The organism is Paenibacillus sp. FSL E2-0178 (genome assembly GCF_038593005.1).
Taxonomy (GTDB): Bacteria; Bacillota; Bacilli; order Paenibacillales; family Paenibacillaceae; genus Paenibacillus_AQ; species Paenibacillus_AQ phytohabitans.
Genome location: NZ_CP151953.1, coordinates 5,884,298 through 5,903,265 on the forward strand (window position 1 = coordinate 5,884,298; position 18,968 = coordinate 5,903,265).

Sequence of the window (18,968 nt, forward strand, 5' to 3'; positions counted from 1 at the left end):
AATAAGACAAAAAATCGCGAGAATAGGAAATGTACTCCGCTGCTGTCCGGCCTCACAATAGAGGTAGAAGAACTACGATCTATGGAGGGGACTCAGCCATGAAGAAGAAACTGCATTTGCTCAGCAACGCCCATCTGGACCCGGTGTGGCAGTGGGAGTGGGAGGAGGGTGCCGCTGCTGCCGTATCCACATTCCGTGCTGCTGCGGAATTCTGCGAGGAGAACGATGGATATATTTTCAATCATAATGAGGTCATTCTCTATCAATGGGTTGAGGAGTATGAGCCGGCATTGTTCAGGCGGATTCAGCGGCTGGTTCAGGCGGGCAAGTGGCATATCATGGGCGGATGGTATCTGCAGCCTGACTGTAATATGATTTCGGGTGAATCGTTTGTCCGCCAGATTCTGCTGGGCAAAGCGTATTTCCGGGCTAAATTCGGTGCAGAGCCGACGACTGCCATCAACTTCGATTCCTTCGGCCATACGCGCGGACTGGTGCAGATTCTGGCTCAAGCGGGGTACGATTCCTATATCTTCATGCGCCCGGATGAAATGGAAGGCTTGCCTGCGGGCGACTTCAGCTGGGAGGGATACAATGGCAGCCGGGTGATGGCCCACAAGATTGAAGGCGGCTACAACTCGCTCATGGGCAAAACCCGCGGGAAGATTGAACAGTGGCTGGCGGACCATCCGCAGCAGCAGACTGGACTTGTGTTATGGGGCGTGGGCAATCACGGCGGCGGGCCCTCGCGGGTGGACCTGGCGCAGATTGCGCAGCTGATGCAGGAGCGGGAGGATGTGGAGATTGTCCATTCTACGCCGGAGCGTTATTTCGCTGAACTGGCGTTGCAGGGGGAGTTACCCGTCTATGCGGGCGATCTCAATCCCCGTTTCGTGGGCTGCTACACCTCGATGATCCGCATGAAGCAGCAGCACCGGTTGCTGGAGAACGAACTGTTCATGACGGAGAAAATGCTGTCCGCCGCTGCGCTGCAGGGTCTGCTCGCCTATCCCGCAGCGGGGCTGCAGGAAGCGCTGCAGGATCTGCTCAACGCGCAGTTCCATGACATTCTGCCGGGCACAGCTGTGCAGAATGCGGAGGAGGCTTCCCTGCGCCAGATCAGCCACGGCCTGGAGATCGTTGCCCGGCTGAAGGCGCGGGCATTCTTCGCCCTGGCCGCCGGACAGCCCAAGGCAGCGCTGAAGGAGTACCCGGTTCTGATCTACAATCCGCATCCGTATGCGGTAACCGGCGTATTCGAATGTGAATTCATGCTGGAGGATCAGAACTGGAATGAGGAGTTCTCCATGCCTGTAGTCTACCAGGGTGAGGACCGTTTACCTTGCCAGCCGGAGAAGGAACGCAGCAATATTCCGCTGGATTGGCGGAAGCGGGTGGCTTTCACTGCTGAGCTGGCTCCTTCCTCCATGAACCGGTTCGACTGCCGGATGGAGATGCTGCCGGTCAAACCGCTGCCGCAGCTCGCTGAGCAGGACGGCTGCTTCCGGTTCGAGACGGCTGATCTGCGGGTCGTAATCAATGCCCGGACCGGACTGATGGATGAGTATACCGCCGGGGGCCGGTCACTTCTGCGCAAGGGAGCCTTCGCTCCACTGGTCATGAATGACAATGAAGACCCGTGGCGGATGGATACCGACCGGTTCGATCAGCTGGAAGGTGCGTTCACGCTGATGAATGCGGAACACAGCGCCTTGTTCTCCGGTGTGAAGCAGCCGCTGTCCGCCGTCCGGGTTGTCGAGGACGGCGAGGTCCGCACCGTTATTGAAGCGGTGCTGAGCTATGGCAGCTCCTCTATCTGCCAGACTTACAAGCTGCCGAAGCAGGGGACCGAGGTGGAGATTGAGCTGCGGGTCTACTGGAACGAGAAGGACAAGATGCTGAAGCTGTCGATCCCTACCGTGCTTGCGCAGGGGGATTTCTTCGGCCAGACGGCCTTCGGCGTGCAGCCGCTGGACCGGGAAGGCCGGGAGACGGTGGCGCAGAAATGGGTCTCCATAGAGGATGCCGCCCAGAACCTGGCGGTGACCTGCATCAACAACGGAATCCATGGCGGCGATTTCCGCCGGGGCGAGCTGCGTCTGTCGCTTCTGCGCAGCGCCGGATATTGCGCACATCCGATCGGCGACCGGCCGATTATGGCCCAGGACCGCTTCCTGCCGCGGATGGATCAGGGGGAGCGCAGCTACAGCTTCTGGCTGAACGGCGGAGCGCAGACGGAGCGCAGGCAGTCGGTGGACCGCGAAGCGCTGGTCCATAACGAGCGGCCTTATGCGTTATCCTTCTTCCCGTCAGGGGAAGGAGAGACGCTGGCTCCGCTGCTGATGCTGGAGGATGACAGCATTCAGCTCAGCGCGTTCAAACAGGAGCAGCAGGGGGAGAATTATATCCTGCGCCTGTTCGAGCCGACCGGGCTTGGCGGGACAACCACGATCAGTCTTCCTTCGCTCGGCATCCGCCGGGAGGTCAGCCTGAACGGATACGAGGTTAAGACCTACCGCCTGCGGCCTGCCTCTGGCGTGCTGGAAGAGGCTCCGCTATGCGAGGGGTGAGATGGCGGGGCGGCGGGATGCGCCCCGTCTGCTGAAGGACGGCATAGCCGTTTCCACTTGGGCAGTTTTCCTAGCATGATCTTTGCTCACTCAGTGCCTTCACTTCACCAGGGAGTAAGTGGAAAAATGTCATTTAATAATCCTGAAACCGGCGAGTTCAGAGAGATAGTTGGAAAAAAGGCACTTAATCATCGGATAATAGCTATGAGGAGCCGAAATCAGGAAAAATAAATGTCGTTTATCCACTTAATCCGATTTTACCGACTGAAATTATATAATCAAGTGTATAATTTCCACTTATTAGGGGGATGTGTGTTGGAAACAGACGCGTCTACTGCGAGAATATACTGTAGTAAGGTGAGTAGTGTTAGGCGAACGTTTATCCAAAGAGTGAAGCGGACTGAGATTCCGTTATCTTGTTCATTTGAATCCGAAAGAGGGCATGACGGGGCATATAAGGGATTCTGAGTCCGATTGACCTGTGATTTCGCCGATTTTGATCAAATAACGGAATCTCAGTCCTATTCACTAACTTCAGGGCATGAAGAGTGCGGCTGACTTCCCGCAGCTAAAATGCGTGATGATAACACATCTTCAGTGTTTTTGATAGAAACAGATAACGATGGACCGGAGGCGATTATGCTCAACAATGAAAATGGACTAACCGTATGGAAATTACCATAAGGTTAGCCTATTCCAACCAAAAAGACAGCCGGAATGGCTGCCTTTTGTGGGAAGAAGAGCTTAGCGCTGCAAACTCTCTCCATTGGACGCAATAACGTTTTTATACCAGTGGAAGGATTTCTTGCGGTAGCGCTCAAGTGTGCCGGTATTGTCGTCGTGGCGGTCTACATAAATGAAGCCGTAACGTTTGCTGAGCTGTGCGGTTGAAGCGCTGACCAGGTCAATACAGCCCCATGAGGTGTAGCCCATGACTTCTACGCCGTCCTCAATTGCTTCGCCCACCTGCACCAGGTGGTCATTCAAATACCCAATCCGGTAGTCGTCATTGACGGTCGGTATGCCGTCTTCGCCGGTGATCAGCTCGTCCTTGGCGCCGAGACCATTTTCGACGATAAACAACGGCTTCTGGTAACGGTCATGGAACATGTTCAGCACATAACGCAGACCCTGCGGGTCAATCTGCCATCCCCATTCGGAAGCCTTCAGGTAAGGATTGGCTGCACCGCTGAACAGGTTGCCTTCGGTCTGGTTACGCTTATTGTCGTCTCCCGTCTCACAGATGCTCACATAGTAGCTGAAGGAGATGAAGTCTACCGTGTGCTGCAGAATCTCGGCATCGCCAGGCTCCATGTGGATTTCAATGCCGTTTTCTCTGAAGTAACGCTTCATATAGCCCGGATATACGCCTCTCGCATGAACATCCCCGAAGAAATAATTCATATGCTCCGACTTCATCGCTGCGATTACATCATCCGGGTTCGGAGTGAGCGGGTAAGTCGGCATACTAAGGATCATACAGCCGATCTGGGCCTGCGGGTTGATCTCGTGTCCAATCTTCACAGCCAAGGCGCTTGCCACCAGCTCGTGATGGATAGCCTGATACAGATCCTGCTTGCTCAGCTCTTCCTTCGGCGTGTAAATACCACCGCTCATGAACGGTTCATGCAGAATGGAGTTAATCTCGTTAAAGGTCAGCCAATATTTCACTTTGTTCTTGTAGCGGGTGAATACCGTTCTGGCATAGCGTTCGTAGAAGCCGACTAAATCACGGTTAACCCAGCCGTTATACTGCTTGGACAAATGCAGCGGCGTCTCATAGTGGGAGAGGGTAACAAGCGGCTCGATGCCGTATTTATGCAGTTCGTCGAACAGATCATCATAGAACTTGAGGCCTTGCTCATTAGGCTCAAGCTCATCACCGTTCGGGAAAATCCGCGACCAGGCAATAGAGGTACGGAAGACTTTGAAGCCCATTTCGGCAAAAAGCTTCACATCCTCTTTGTACCGGTGGTAAAAGTCGATCCCGACCAGCTTCATATTATCTTCAGTCGGAACTTCAGTAATCGGACCTTTAATCCCTTGCGGAGCCACGTCCTGGGTCGACCAGCCTTTGCCGTCCTCGTTATATGCGCCTTCAAGCTGGTTGGCAGCTACAGCGCCGCCCCACAGAAAGCCTTCAGGAAACTTGATACTCATGCAATATCCCGCCTTTTTATAGTTATGGATTCAGATATGGTAAGCTAATAATATGTCCTATAATGGAATGCTAAATGTTGAAACGCGTTACATGTCAAGTGTTTTTTTGTGAGATAACAATTTATATAAGGAGAAGCCTCATGTCGAATCTTGATCAAATTGCCAAGCTGTCGGGATTCTCCAAAGCCACCGTCTCGCGGGTGCTGAATCATTCCCCCCATGTGAGCCAGGCGACGCGGGATACCATCATGAAGATCATGGAAGAGCTGGACTATGTGCCGAACGGCAATGCTATATCCTTGTCCAAAGGGCAGACGGAGCAGATCGGTATGGTTACGGAAGGGATCAACGAAGTGATGCTGCCGTTTCTGAACAGCTTCGTGGAGACCGCAAGCCAGTATGGCTACCAGACGATCATTTACACTTCCGGGGGCGATCCGGCCAAAGAGCTGCAGGCCTTCGAGGATATGCGGCGGAAAAGAGTTGATGCGCTGGTCATCAGCACCTGTGTCAACGATCTGGAGCTCCTCAGCTCCTATGGCAAATACGGGCCGATCGTGTCCTGGCAGCGGATGGAGCGTCCGGAAATTCAGAGCGTCGCCATGAACCAGTATGAAGGATATATGCTGGGGCTGGAGCATGTGATTAAGCAGGGGTATAGGCGGATTGCCAATGCTTTTGGCAGACCGACCAGTATGAACACCTCCGGGCGGATGCAGGCGTATCAGGACATTGTCCGCAAATACAACCTGCCTGTTCAGCCGGACTGGTCGCCTACCGGCATCTATTCTATCCGCCAGGGGGAACAGCTGGTCCGCGAGCTGCTGCTGAATCCGGGCGAACGACCGAATGTCATTCTATGCGCTAATGATCTGGTAGCGGCAGGGGTGCTGAACGAGGCCCGGAGGATGGGGGTGAAGGTGCCGGAAGAGCTGGCGGTTGTCGGATTCGATAATACCGAGCTGGCTCATACACTGGGGATTACCTCGATCTATAATCCGATTGCCTCACAGGCGCAGAATGCCTTCCTGCTGATTCTCGGCAGGCTCAAGGGAACGGAAGCGGCGCAGCAGCAGCTGGAGTTTCAGCTGGTGAAGCGGGCTACGACGTAAGGGGAAGCGGCTGCCGTCCTGGCCGACGCGCTGGGCCGGGAGAGGTAGGGGCGGCGCAGAACAAAGTGACAAGTGACAAGTGATAAAGTGATAAAGAGTTAAAGAGTTAAAGAGATAATGTAAGTGTATTCCTGCATCAAATACAACATTTCCCGCGTCATACCGACCATAATCGAAAATTGTTGTATGAAATGCAGCAATCCCCGTTTATTAAGCGGATTCGCGGGGGAATTCCTGTATTTCATACAACAATCCGCCTGCGCACCTGGGTTTCGCTGATGGCGTAAAATAAGTTGTGTACCAGTATTTGGAGCCTAGTCAGGCAACAAAAAAGTAGGGTATCCTCAGGATTGCGAAACCACCAAGGAGGAACCCTACCAATGACTATTTTACCCGAAAGCTCACTGAATAATCTATTTGAAAAACTTGTTAAAGATTTTGTGAAAGACCACTTGGAGTCGATCATGCGTGCCGAAATGCAGGCGTTCATGGCGAGCGAGGAAGCCGGTACACGCAATAGCCGCAACGGATACTACACCCGAAACTTGCACACGAAATACGGTAATCTGGAGGACCTGGAGGTCCCCCGCGACCGCCAGGGATTGTTCCAAACTCAGATGTTTGAGCCGTACCAGCGGCGGGACGGGTGGCTGGAGGAAGCGGTCATCCAGATGTATAAAAGCGGCATGGGGACGCGGGATGTGGCCCGGTTTATTGAAAGTATGTTTGGAAGCCATTACTCTCCAACGACCGTTAGCAACATTACGGCTACCGTCCTGGACGATATCCACCAGTGGCAGAAACGGCCGCTGAGCAAGCGCTACTCTGTGATCTACCTGGATGGGCTGTACGTGAAGCTCAAACGGGGTACGGTCCGAGGTGAGGTCGTTTATTTTGCGATGGGGATCGACGAAGAGGGACAACGTCAAATCCTCGGATTCTACGTCGGCGGTCAAGAGAGTTCGAACGGCTGGCGTGAGGTGCTTAAAGACCTGTACGACCGTGGAGCGCAGGAAGTGTTGCTCGGTGTGTTTGACGGGCTTCCCGGGCTGGATGCGGCGTTTAAAGAGACGTACCCGCAGGCGGATGTGCAGCACTGTGTGGTGCACAAGGTGCGGGCTACGTTCCCCAAAATCCGGATCGAGCACAAAACCGATGTCCTGGAAGACCTGAAGACCGTGTATACCGCACCGGATGAGGTCGTGGCCCGGGCTAACTTTGATACGGTCAAAGCCAAGTGGAACAAGCTGTATTTGAAAGAAATGAAGTCCTGGGAGGAGCAGTTGTGCACACTGCTGACGTTCTACAAGTACCCGGAGCCCATTCGCAAAGCGATCTATACGTCGAATCCGATTGAGCGAATGAACAAGGAAATCCGCAAACGCCTGAAACCGATGAACAGTTTGACGAATATGGATGCGGCAGAGAAAATCGTGTATCTCGAAATGCTCGACTACAATGAACGTCATGGGCAGCGGGTCGTTCCTGGCTTTGGGATGGAACCCGTCAAAAAGAAGCTAAACGAGTTATTTGAAGCACGCTACCCTTCCTTGCCTACACCCGAAGAAGAATAGCGGATGAATCCAGTTTCTGGGGGTCGGGGTGCCCCCGCCCCCCAGAAACACCTGCACCCCCAACCCGCAACCCGGGGAGGTACTTCTGCTCTCTTACACAAACTTCTTGACGCTACCGTTTCGCTGGCTCGAAGCTGTAATTTATACAACATTTTGTCTCCGGGGTGGAAAGTGGAGAGTAGGAGCAAGAGCAGCAATACAAGAGCTGTCCTTTGTGCAGAGAAAACTGCATAGGGGCAGCTCTTCGTGCTTATGGAGAAAATCGTAGAGATTAGTCTCAAAAGTGGGCGGGACGAGCAAATGAGGAGCAGAAGTGCTCTTGAATGTGCCGAAATTGGGCGGGACGAGCAAATGAGGAGCAGGAACTGCTCTTGAATCCGCCGAAAGTCGGCCGGACGAGCAAATGAGAGGGATAAATCCCTCTAAATCCGCCGAAAGCCGGCCGGATGAGGAAATGAGAGGGATAAATCCCTCTAATTCCGCCGAAAGTCGGCCGGATGAGGAAATGAGAAGGATAAATCCCTCTAAATCCGCCGAAAGTCGGCCGGACGAGCAAATGAGAGGGATAAATCCCTCTAATTCCGCCAAAAGTCGGCCGGACGAGCAAATGAGAGGGATAAATCCCTCTAAATCCGCCGGAAGCGGGGCGTCCCGTACAAAAACAAAGGGCCCTGCCAAGCAGCCAATTCATGGCGCTTAGCACAGCCCTTGTAACGTGCCGCGCAGCCTCAGAAAATAATCTTCTGCGCCGCCATAATCCGGCCGATTTCGAAGATAGCGGCACACTCTGCGAAATGAACCTCGGAGATTACGGAATGATCATGCGTTCTGTAATAATACTTGCCGTCGGTATATACATGATCATAGATGGGGCTGATGTCATATACCGAGGTAGGGTAGAGTTCCCCTTCGCCCTTGATGATCCCCGCCGTGACCGAATGGTGTCCCGAGCCTTCCACGAAGGAGATACCCATTGGAAGCCACAGTGTGACTTCATGGCCGATATCCTGTCTCCAGCTGCCGTTCAGGGTACCTTCCCCTATGCGGATCAGACTGTCGCGCAGTTTCCGGGGAATCCAGGGGGAGGGGAAGACCAGATCGCGCGCCAGGTGAATGATCCTGCTGCTGTTGTCAATCTGTCTCATCAGGAAGTGGAAGCTCTTCCCGTCCAGGGTAACCTCTGCCCACTCATCAAAGAACAGGTTGTCCGAGAAAATCCGCTCCATCTGGTCGATCTCACCGTAGAGTGCGGGCATCAGCATCAGCTGGCTCTGAATCCTCCTGCCGATGAGCCGTATGAAGTCTACAATCGGGTGGGTCTCGGGCTGGAAGTAGCCGTAATTTATATCATAATAAAAGCCGAGATTCTCATTGATTAAGTCCTTGGCAAATGCCATGAGATTATCGAATTCTTGTTTCGTGTTCATGCACAAGCTGCTCCTTCAGTCGTATGATATTTTGCTTATCATATTACGACTAGGCCAAGGTGTCTGTGATGAAAACAGCAGGTAATGATTGGGTTCTTAGCGCCAAAGCAAAAAAGATGCCCCATAGCTGCCCGTATCACGGGCGCCTATGGGGCATCTTTGTACTGCTCAGGTATCCGGACCTGATACCCAGCGCCGGCTTCAGCCGCACTCCGTCAGCCCCCAATGGAGAGCTTCTCTACAGCGCCGCCTGCCGCACAAACTCCCGGACCTCGCCTTGCGTAGGCAGCGCGGCGATGGCCCCGACCTTGGTGCAGACGATTGCGCCTACCTGATTGGCGAAGGTCACGAACGTCTGCTGCAGCTCTGAGCTCCGGGTGAACTCGGCCGGATGTGCCAGCTGGCTGATCTGGCCGAGCAGGGCTCCGACGAACGCGTCCCCGGCTCCGGTGGAATCAATGGACTTCACGGAGATGCTCGGAATCAGCATACGGGAATCCGGGGAGGAGATCAGGGTGCCGTCTTTGCCCAGAGTAACGGCAACTGCTCCTGCTCCCCATTCATGCAGCAGATCAAGGGCGGCATTGCGGTCCGCTTCACGCGTAATAATCTGCAGCTCCTCGTCGCTGACCTTTACCAGATCGGCCTTGGAGATGCCTGCTCTGGACAGCGTGATGAATTCCTCCTGCCGTCCGTTCCACAGGTCACCCCGGTAGTTGGGGTCGAAGGAGATATATTGCCCGTTCGCCTTCGCTTCATCCATGAGCGTCACATAGACCTCGCGGAAGGGATCGGCCAGCAGGGCTGTCGCCGAGCCGAAATGAAGCATGGCGGCCTCACGGATGGCTGCCCGGTCCAGCTCTTCCAGGCTCATCAGCCGGTCGGCGCCGCGGTTAAATACGAAATCGCGTTCTCCATTCGCCGCGAGCGAGACGAAGGCCAGAGTGGTCGGCGCCGCGGTGTCGAGCAGCAGCATCGAGGTGTCAACCTTCTGCTCCTCCAGCGTCTGCTTCAGGAAGAGGCCGAAGGGATCGGCTCCGACTTTGCCGAGGAAGGCGGATTGGCCGCCAAGCCGGGCAACGGCTGCACTCACGTTCGCCGGTGCCCCGCCGGCCTGCTTGGAGAAATGCCGGCCTTCGGTCAGGCTGACGTCAACATCGGTGCAAAAGAAATCAATGAGCAGTTCGCCCACACACAGGACTGTACCATATACTTTCATTGTAAAATAACCTCCAGGCAGAATTGGTTTGTATTAGTTCGGAACGGGGGTAGATTCTCTGAATACAACGTCAGTGGCGACATGCGTCACCTGATAGGGCTTGGCAGGGTCCTTGATCCGGGAGAGCAGCATCTCGGCAGAGACAATCCCCATATGGCCGCTGTAAATATGTACCGTCGTCAGATGAGGTTCGATGATCCGGGATTCCGAGGAATTGTCGAAGCCGCAGACCGCAACCTCCTCCGGCACCTTGATTCCTCTGTTCTTAAGCGATTTCATGACACGGATCGCGATGAAGTCATTGGCGCAGATGAAGGCGGAGGGCCATTCGCCAAGGGCGTCCAGCTGCTGATCCATCCAGTCCGCTTCAATCAGATAGTCCCGGTCCCGGCCGACAATGCAGGATTCGGGATTCAGCGGGATACCGGCTGTGGAGAGTGCCCGATTGAATCCGATCCAGCGCTCATTGAAGCTGCGGCAGTGGTTGTAATCGCCTACAAAACCGAAGCTCTGCAAGCCCTGATCCATCAGCTTGCGGGTCATGGAACACACGCTGTGCTCATTCTCCATGAGCAGCAGGTCGGCCTTCAGCTCCGGATAGATAATATCGGACGCGCAGTCAATGAAGATTGTTGGAATGCCTAGTTCGGTAATCAGCCCGCTGTATTCTTTACTGAACATTTCAATACATATGATGCCGTCCACATTCCCAGGCTCGAAATTGCCGGGCAGGGTCATGCTGTTAATGTCGTTCTCCCGGACGAAATAAATGGACAAGGTATAGCCTTCGGTGCTGATACGCTTCTCCAGTCCGCTGAGCAGCTGGGAACCGAAGTGGGAGCTGTTGGGGAGATTGCTGGTCAAGAGGGCGATATTGCCCTGATTCTCGGAGGCGCTGCTTGCTGCTTCCAGATAGGAGAATTGTTTATATTTGAGCTCGACGGCCTTGTTGATTACCTTCTCCCGGGTTTCGGGAGGAATGCTCTCGGCGCCGTTCAGTGCCTTGGATGCCGTATTTCTGGAGATGCCGAGCGCATCCGCAATGTCTTGAATGGTGACCTTTGCTTTCTTCATCACTGTGTTCCACCTTTGTATCCCCTTATTAGTAACCTCTGCTACCTAATATATAGCATTTACTCAATATTGACAACGTAATTTTACAAATGCACAAATCAATTTTACATTTCCGAAAAAAAAGGCTCTTTTACTTGCTTGAACTGATGATAATGTTACATTTGCACTATATAATGCACGATTTAAAATATTTTTTTGTGCAAAATGTATTGACTTGTTGTCATTGTCTCTGATAAATTGTAAAGGCGAAACATGTTCAAATGTAAATTTGAAAACCTATTCATTTTGTGAAATGTAAATTAATAGTTAGACCGGAGGTGGGTAACCTAACCGTCAGGAGGATAGATAGATCCAGGCGGACCAATGCCATGTGGATGGCAAGCAAGCAGCGGCCTGTTGCACAGCAGTATTAGAGCAGGCGCACCGTAAGGAGGAAAAAGAATGGCAAACCCGATGGTTCAACAAAGGGGTACAGAACTTAAACAGCATAAGTCGTGGTTAAGCTACGTGCGCCGGAATTATATCCTGTATCTATTTTTGGCTCCGGCCGTAATTCTTACAGTTATATTCAAATACGTTCCGATGTACGGCGCTATTATTGCTTTCAAGGATTTCAGCCCGCGCAGAGGCATCATGGGCAGCGCATGGGTGGGGTTCGAGCATTTTCAGCGTTTCCTCTCATCGCCGAATTTTTACGATATTTTAATGAACACGCTTAAATTAAGCGCTTACGGGCTGATCCTTGGTTTTCCGGTGCCGATTCTGCTGGCGCTTATGCTGAATCTGATCCGCAGCGCGAAGCTCAAGAAGAATGTCCAGCTGATCGTGTATGCGCCTAACTTTATCTCGGTCGTGGTGGTCACAGGGATGCTGTTTGTGTTCCTGTCGCCGACCGGTGTGGTGAACGCGATGATTACTACTTTTACAGGTAAGCCGGTGTCCTTCATGAGTGATCCCGCTTATTTCCGATCCGTGTATATTCTGTCGGGTATCTGGCAGACCGCAGGCTGGTCCTCGATTATCTATGTGGCTACGCTGGCGGGTGTGGATCCGCAGCTTCATGATGCGGCGACGATTGACGGTGCCTCTCTGCTGAAGCGCATCCGCCATATTGATCTGCCTGCGCTGAGGCCGGTGATGGCGGTACTGTTTATCCTTGCGGCGGGCGGCATCATGTCCATCGGTTATGAGAAGGCCTTCCTGATGCAGACGGCGCTCAACACTCCGACCTCGGAGATCATTGCTACCTATGTCTATAAAGTGGGTCTGCAGGCCGGCGATTATGCCTATTCCACCGCTATCGGATTATTCAATTCCGTCATTAACGTAATCCTGCTGGTCTTCGTCAATACCGTCGTTAAGCGGCTGAACGAAGGGGAAGGGCTGTATTAAAAGGAGGTAAGTATGGATATTCAATATTCCGGGAAGGACCGGATTCTGCTTGTTATCACTTATATATTGCTCGGTTTGTTCATTCTGGTCATTCTGTTTCCGCTGGTGTATGTCGTGCTGGCCTCCTTCTTAACACCGAATGTGCTCATTACCAAGGGGCTGGCGATTGCGCCATCGGACTGGACGGTAACAGGCTACATCAAAATTCTCAGCAACGACGCGATGATCCGCGGCTTCTTCAACGCCGTATTCTACTCGGCCGCCTTCGCGCTGGCTACGGTATTCTTCTCCGTCTTCGCGGCGTATCCGCTGTCCATCGAGGGACTGGCCGGAAAGCGGCCGGTGATGATTTTTTTCCTGATTACGATGTTCTTCGGCGGCGGTCTGATCCCGACTTATCTGGTCGTGAAGGATCTGGGGATGCTGAATACGGTGTGGGCGGTAATTCTGCCCGGAGCGATCAGCGTGTTCAATATTATTCTGGCCAAAACCTTTTTCCAGGGCCTGCCCAAAGAGCTGTTTCAGGCAGCCAGTATCGACGGGGCATCTGATCTGGGCATTTTCTTCCGGATTGTACTGCCGCTGTCCAAGCCCATCATCTTCGTGCTGGCCTTGTATGCCTTCGTGGGGCAGTGGAACTCTTACTTCGATGCCATGATTTATCTGGACGATTCCCGGCTGTTCCCGCTGCAATTGGTGCTCCGTTCGATCCTGATTCAGAATCAGGTGCAGCCCGGCATGATTGCCGATGCGCTTGCCCAGGCAGAGCTTAAGAAATTGTCCGAAATGATCAAATACTCTTCCATTGTCATCTCCAGTCTGCCGCTCATCGTAATGTATCCGTTCTTCCAGAAGTATTTCGAGAAGGGTGCTATGGTAGGCTCCATTAAATAATATATAGGGGGAATCTCATATGAAAAAAACATTGCAAACCCTGTCCGTGCTGGCAATCTCAGCTTCGGTGCTTGCCGGCTGCGGCGGAGGAAACAGCAATTCCTCGGCCTCCGAGGATTACAAGCTGGAGAATGTGACGCTGCCGCTTAAAGAGAAGGTATCGCTGCACTTCATGTCCCAGAGCTCGGCGCTGGCGCCTGCCGATCCGAACGAGAAGCTGATCTACAAGCGGCTGGAAGAGAAATCCGGTGTACACATCGATTTCACCAACTTTACGAATGACTCTTTTGTCGAGAAAAGAAATCTGGCAGTAGCCAGCGGAGACCTGCCGGATGCAATCATTGATGCCGCCTACTCGGATTATGATCTGTTGACTCTGGGCAAGGATGGAACAATCGTTCCGCTTGAAGAGCTGATTGAGAAGTATATGCCGAATCTGCAAAAGGTGCTGGCAGCCGCGCCGGAGTACAAATCAATGATGACGGCGCAGGACGGCCATATCTATGCTTTCCCGTGGATTGAAGAGCTGGGTTCTGGCAAGGAGAGCATTCATTCGGTCAACGGGATGCCGTGGATCAATGTGGAGTGGCTGAAGAAGCTGGGACTCGCTATGCCAACCACGACGGAGGAGCTTAAGAAGGTGCTGGTTGCCTTCAAGAATGATGATCCGAACGGAAACGGCCAGAAGGATGAGATTCCGCTGTCTTTTGTGCTGAATAACGGCAATGAGGATATGAACTTCCTGTTCGGCTCGTTCGGCCTGGGGGACAATTTCGACCACACCGTGGTTACCAATGACGGCAAAGTAGTCTTCACTGCTAATCAGGACGGATATAAAGAGGGCATCAAGTATCTGAATGAGCTGTATCAGCTGGATCTGATCGACGAAGAGGCTTTTGAGCAGGACTACAATACGTATCTGGCCAAAGGGCAGAGCGAGCGCTACGGTCTCTACTTCCAGTGGGATAAAGCCAATATTACCGGGTTCAACGATAAATACGATCTCATGAATCCGCTGGCTGGACCAAACGGTGAAGTCAATGTAGCCCGCACGAACAACTTCGGATTTGACCGCGGCCGGATGGTTATTACCGGTTCGAACAAGAATCTGGAGCTTACCGCCAAGTGGATTGACCAGCTGTATGATCCGCAGCAGTCGGTTGAGGATAACTGGGGAACGTATGGTGATGAGACTCAGCAGAATATTTTTGAATACGATGAATCCGCCAAAATGCTGAAGCATCTCCCGCTGGAAGGCGCGGCTCCGGTTGAATTGCGCCAGAAGACCAGCATCGGCGGACCGCTGGCTATCCTGGACGAATACTACGGCAAAGTAACCACCAAGCCGGATGATGCCGCTTGGCGTCTGGACCTCATGAAGGAGAAGCTGGTCCCTTATATGAAGGCAGATAATAACTTCCCGCGTGTCTTCTACTCGCTGGAGGATCAGAAGGAATTGACCGCCATCGAGACGGACATGTTCGCTTACGTCAGCCGCAAGCGTGCGGAATGGACCAAGACCGGTAAAGTGGAAGACGAATGGAAGGATTATCAGGCAGAACTGTCCAGACTCGGGCTGGACAAATGGCTGGAGATTAAGCAAAGAGGATACGACAGCTATCTCAAGAACAAGGGCTGAGGCTACAATAGCTGCGGCACATGATAAACATATAAACAGATAAAGGTGGTAATGGAGTGGAAATTATGGAGAGAGCCAAATACAGGCCTATACTGCATTTTACGCCCAAGCAGCATTGGCTGAATGATCCGAATGGAATGGTTTATTTTGAAGGCGAATATCACTTGTTCTATCAGTATCATCCGCATTCCTCTATCTGGGGGCCGATGCACTGGGGACATGCAGTTAGCAAAGACATGATATCCTGGGAGGAGCTGGACATTGCGCTGTATCCGGACGATCACGGCTATGCGTTCTCCGGCAGTGCAATTATAGACTGGAACAATACGAGCGGACTGTTCCCGGAGAAGCCGGGTATCGTCGCAGTCTACACCAGTCATCTGGAGCCGACGGAAACGTCGCCTGCCGTGCAGAGACAGAGCCTGGCCTACAGCCATGACAATGGCCGGACCTGGATCAAGTATGCAGGCAACCCGGTGCTGAGCCATCCTTCCAAGGCGGATTTCCGTGATCCGAAGGTGTTCTGGTCAGAAGCTCACGGAAAATGGATTATGGTGCTGGCGACGGATCAGACGATTACGTTCTACTCCTCCCCGAATCTGCGGGAGTGGCGTCTGGAGAGCGAATTCGGCGACGGCGCAGGCTCTCATGATGCGGTATGGGAATGCCCGGACCTGTTCCAGCTCCCGGTTGAAGGGACAGGAGACAGCAAGTGGGTACTGCTGGTCAGTATCGGTGATGACAGCGGGCAGAGATATGGCTCGCGGACGCAATATTTCGTCGGTGAGTTCGACGGCTCCGTGTTCACACCGGAGCACAGCGACATCCGCTGGCTGGACTATGGCAAGGATAACTACGCGGGGGTCAGCTTCTCCGACATTCCGGCTGCGGACGGGCGGAGAATCCTCATCGGCTGGATGAGCAACTGGCGGTATGCCAACCATATTCCAAGCCAGGGCTGGCGCGGAGCGATGACGATTCCGCGGGTACTGACGCTGCATGATGCGGCAGAAGGCCGCATGTTGATCCGTCAGCAGCCTGTAGCAGAGCTGGACCGCTATTTCGGGGAAAGCACGGCTATGCCGGATATGCTGTTGACTCCAGGTGAACGCCAGTATGTCAGCAGCAAGGATTCGGCGATGGAGCTGCGGCTGGAGCTTGCGGACAATGAAGCGGAAGAGTTCGGTCTTATTATTCATCATACAGATACCGAGTATACAGAACTCATCTACTCTTCTGCCGAAGGTACGCTAACCCTGCGTAGAGATCAGTCCGGCGAGACCGGCTTCTCGGAAATATTCCCGGATCTACAGAGCACCGGGGAAATTGGCAGCCTGAAGAACCTGCGTATCCTGCTGGATGCGTGTTCGGTCGAGGTATTCGCCAATGACGGCCTCTCCGCAATCACCAGCCTGGTCTTCCCCGGAGGAACCTGCTCGGGCCTGACCTTCTATTCTGCCGGCGGCAGTGTACAGCTCCGTGGCAACCAGTCATTCATCCGATAAATAATATATAGGATTAACCTGATAAAGGGTGTTCTACAAGCTGGGAAACAGCTTGTGGAACACCCTTTATTTGCGCCACAGGAGAGCGGCAGCCAAGCTTAGATTTTCCGGCCCTCATCTGCCCTGAATTCCCGCCGGAGCAATAGGGCCTCCGCATAAGTGATCAGCATCTGGATGATGACAAGGAAGATCTGGTTCACCAGATCCATAGCAGAAGAGAAGATAACTACGAATGAAATCAGACCTGTGAGGAGCGACAACAGAATGAGTCCTTTGGAAGCTTTGCGGTTCAGTCTCGCCTTGAACACATTCGTGAGTGTAATGAATACACCCTGAACGAGAATACAATTGGCGAACAGAGTGAAATACGTCCAGAACCGGGCATCGAGTGAACGGCCAAACCAGTTAATCAGTACAAGAGCCACGACTAGTAGGAGAAGAGAGATACCATCCTTTCGGCTGAGCATGGCACAACATCCTTTCTATTGGCTGATTCAATCCAGTTGTGAAAGATATCCATTATTACCCTCAGACTGGTTAAATCAAGCAAACGTCAGGCGCTATGCGCTGCAGCCGGAGCCGGAAACATCCGGGTGAACAGGAAACGGGTCAGCGGACCGACAACAATCAGCTGCAGCGGCAAGGCGCAGATGAAGTTGAGTCCCAGGACAGAGAAGTAATGACGGAAGAAGTTGTCCCCGAATCCGAAGTGTGCTAGTGTGCCATATAGAGACATGAGGATGACCATTCCGCAGACCATGAAGCATGAGATCGTCAGTACTTTCTTGATCATCGGGGCGGAAGGCTTCACGATCTTGAAGGCCAGGCCTTTGGCGATTTTACTGACTATAATAATATCGCAGAACAAGGCAACGGCAAGTGCCGGCAGCAGACCAATCGCCACATCGGCGAACAGTCTGTTATTGAATCCGTTAGAGATGATTACATTATAAAAAGACATGAAAACGACCATGAAAAAGCACATGAGGCTTGTGAAAATTAAAGCTTCTTTTTTATTGCTGCCCATTTCTCAAACTCCCTTAAATATAAGTTTTTCAAACCTCACTTATAGTAGCAGGGGGTGCGAATATTGTCAACCTAGTTGACAATTATCAATCCAGAACCAATGCACCTTAAGACTATAACTAACACAAGCAACGGGTTAATGGAGGGCGGAACATGCATTGAATATTACGGGCGGGCAGGCGGATGGGCAGCAAGGGATAAGCGGACAAGCGGGCAGGTGGGCAGGCGGGTGGGCGGACAAGTGGACTAGCGGATGGGCGGGTGGGCAGCAAGCGGACAAGCGGGCAGGCAGATGGGCAGCAAGGGTTACCCGGGTGGTTCTGCGGCTGGCTAAGTGAGCGAACTTAAGTTCACCAGTAAAGACAGGCAGGCCTAAATGTTGTACGTAGTGCAACTTGGACCTATGGATAATGGCAGATTCGTAAGGATTGTTGTATGAAATACAAGAATTTCCCGGCTTAGCGGCTTGAATAAGGGAGGAATGTTGCCTTTTATACAACAATTCTTGATTACACCCGATATTGTGAGGGGAATGTTGTATTTCGTGCAGGATTTTAGTTAGCAAATTAAGCTCAGCTCATTAAATTAGACTTTACGCCAAATTGTATGTATATATTGGAGGCCATTTTGATGAAAGAGTATATCCTTGGTTTGAACCTGGTCGATTTAATCAGCGAGAAGCACAAGGTTCTGCGGGACAGGGTGAATATGGCGAGCGGGGAGAAGCTCAATAAGACCGAAACACATATTCTTGCAATGCTTGAGCTGCATGTCATGCTGTCCATTTCGGAGATTAGCAGGCTGATCAGCATTTCCCGCCAGGGGACGCAGAAAACGATCAACCATCTGCTGGCTGGAGGGTATGTGGACACGGCGATTGTAGAGGGGAACAGCCGGGACAAGCATATCGTGCTTACTCCGCGGGGGGCGGAGGTGTGTAGGAGTATGCTGGAGATTAAGCAGGATATTGAGGCGGAGATCGCAGCCCGGATCGGCAAGGATCAGGTAGAGGTATTGCGGAAGCTGCTTACAGAGGATTGGCTCTGAGACTGGAGCTGTTGCCGGGTGTCCAGGCAGATTCACGGTTTGTCACGGTTAGAATGGCGTTCATTCAAGGTTCCCGGGAGGATTCCGGCGGGCTTTTTTGTCAGATACATACATATGCTCAAAGCCAAGATCCAGCGTATGCCCGATTTTGAGGATTAGCAGGGTGATGATTACCGGACGGATCGCCGGCTGGGATGTAGATGATAGCGGTAAAGTTACACTTAACCCGATGTATTCCCTTGAATCCCCTAGCTTCTCCTCATAGGGATCTGAGCTGCAGAAGATCATTACAGATGCAACGTATAAGTTCATTCTTGAAAAAATTGATC

16 protein-coding genes are annotated in these 18,968 nt (G+C 52.6%); 9 read left to right on the forward strand and 7 right to left on the reverse strand.

Features of this window, described 5'->3' with window-relative positions; genetic code table 11:
• Positions 1–98: 98 nt before the first annotated feature.
• Positions 99–2,570, forward strand: a complete 2,472-nt coding sequence (locus MHI42_RS25765) for a glycoside hydrolase family 38 C-terminal domain-containing protein (RefSeq protein ID WP_342421051.1) — start codon at positions 99–101, stop codon at positions 2,568–2,570.
• A gap of 744 nt (positions 2,571–3,314) precedes the next feature.
• On the opposite strand, the gene ascB is transcribed toward MHI42_RS25765, so the two are convergent.
• The gene (ascB, locus tag MHI42_RS25770; RefSeq protein ID WP_342421052.1) at positions 3,315–4,730 is read right to left on the reverse strand and encodes a 6-phospho-beta-glucosidase; all 1,416 of its coding nucleotides are present in this window, start codon (positions 4,728–4,730) and stop codon (positions 3,315–3,317) included.
• 140 nt (positions 4,731–4,870) lie between these two features.
• On the opposite strand from ascB, the gene MHI42_RS25775 reads away from it, so the two are divergent.
• Positions 4,871–5,842, forward strand: coding sequence for a LacI family DNA-binding transcriptional regulator (locus MHI42_RS25775; RefSeq protein WP_342421053.1), 972 nt, complete (start codon positions 4,871–4,873; stop codon positions 5,840–5,842).
• A 380-nt stretch (positions 5,843–6,222) separates the two neighbouring features.
• Positions 6,223–7,416 carry an IS256 family transposase gene (locus MHI42_RS25780; protein WP_342421054.1) on the forward strand — a complete coding sequence of 398 codons (1,194 nt, stop codon included), beginning with the start codon at positions 6,223–6,225 and terminating at the stop codon, positions 7,414–7,416.
• A gap of 728 nt (positions 7,417–8,144) precedes the next feature.
• Here MHI42_RS25780 and MHI42_RS25785 read toward each other — a convergent pair.
• The 3 genes from MHI42_RS25785 to MHI42_RS25795 form a co-directional block, all read right to left on the reverse strand.
• A complete protein-coding gene (locus MHI42_RS25785) occupies positions 8,145–8,843 on the reverse strand; it encodes a DUF6710 family protein (protein WP_171720181.1) in 699 nt (232 codons plus the stop codon).
• Between the two features lie 238 nt (positions 8,844–9,081).
• On the reverse strand, positions 9,082–10,062 hold the full coding sequence (locus MHI42_RS25790) for a carbohydrate kinase (RefSeq protein WP_342421055.1): 981 nt from the start codon (positions 10,060–10,062) through the stop codon (positions 9,082–9,084).
• Positions 10,063–10,095: 33 nt separating this feature from the next.
• Positions 10,096–11,136 (reverse strand): LacI family DNA-binding transcriptional regulator, encoded by a 1,041-nt coding sequence (locus MHI42_RS25795; protein ID WP_171720179.1) that lies wholly within the window; start codon positions 11,134–11,136, stop codon positions 10,096–10,098.
• Positions 11,137–11,577: 441 nt separating this feature from the next.
• On the opposite strand from MHI42_RS25795, the gene MHI42_RS25800 reads away from it, so the two are divergent.
• The 4 genes from MHI42_RS25800 to MHI42_RS25815 all read left to right on the forward strand — a co-directional run bounded on the left by MHI42_RS25800 (position 11,578) and on the right by MHI42_RS25815 (position 16,566).
• Positions 11,578–12,528 carry an ABC transporter permease subunit gene (locus tag MHI42_RS25800; protein WP_171720178.1) on the forward strand — a complete coding sequence of 317 codons (951 nt, stop codon included), beginning with the start codon at positions 11,578–11,580 and terminating at the stop codon, positions 12,526–12,528.
• 12 nt (positions 12,529–12,540) lie between these two features.
• Positions 12,541–13,422: a carbohydrate ABC transporter permease gene (locus MHI42_RS25805; RefSeq protein WP_171720177.1), complete on the forward strand. Its 882-nt coding sequence runs from the start codon at positions 12,541–12,543 to the stop codon at positions 13,420–13,422.
• 19 nt (positions 13,423–13,441) lie between these two features.
• Positions 13,442–15,061, forward strand: coding sequence for an extracellular solute-binding protein (locus MHI42_RS25810; protein ID WP_342421056.1), 1,620 nt, complete (start codon positions 13,442–13,444; stop codon positions 15,059–15,061).
• A gap of 65 nt (positions 15,062–15,126) precedes the next feature.
• Complete coding sequence (locus tag MHI42_RS25815; RefSeq protein WP_342421057.1) at positions 15,127–16,566, forward strand: glycoside hydrolase family 32 protein; 1,440 nt, start codon at positions 15,127–15,129, stop codon at positions 16,564–16,566.
• Between the two features lie 98 nt (positions 16,567–16,664).
• Here the strand turns inward: MHI42_RS25815 and MHI42_RS25820 are convergent, their stop codons facing one another.
• The gene (locus tag MHI42_RS25820) at positions 16,665–17,033 is read right to left on the reverse strand and encodes a hypothetical protein (RefSeq protein ID WP_144026233.1); all 369 of its coding nucleotides are present in this window, start codon (positions 17,031–17,033) and stop codon (positions 16,665–16,667) included.
• Positions 17,034–17,119: 86 nt separating this feature from the next.
• Positions 17,120–17,593: a DUF2798 domain-containing protein gene (locus MHI42_RS25825; protein WP_171720174.1), complete on the reverse strand. Its 474-nt coding sequence runs from the start codon at positions 17,591–17,593 to the stop codon at positions 17,120–17,122.
• Between the two features lie 157 nt (positions 17,594–17,750).
• Here MHI42_RS25825 and MHI42_RS25830 point away from each other — a divergent pair, with 157 nt between their 5' ends.
• Positions 17,751–17,930: a hypothetical protein gene (locus MHI42_RS25830; protein WP_342421058.1), complete on the forward strand. Its 180-nt coding sequence runs from the start codon at positions 17,751–17,753 to the stop codon at positions 17,928–17,930.
• 292 nt (positions 17,931–18,222) lie between these two features.
• Positions 18,223–18,639 carry a MarR family transcriptional regulator gene (locus MHI42_RS25835; RefSeq protein ID WP_171720172.1) on the forward strand — a complete coding sequence of 139 codons (417 nt, stop codon included), beginning with the start codon at positions 18,223–18,225 and terminating at the stop codon, positions 18,637–18,639.
• Positions 18,640–18,699: 60 nt separating this feature from the next.
• Here MHI42_RS25835 and MHI42_RS25840 read toward each other — a convergent pair whose 3' ends face one another.
• Positions 18,700–18,951 (reverse strand): hypothetical protein, encoded by a 252-nt coding sequence (locus tag MHI42_RS25840; RefSeq protein WP_342421059.1) that lies wholly within the window; start codon positions 18,949–18,951, stop codon positions 18,700–18,702.
• Positions 18,952–18,968: the final 17 nt, after the last annotated feature.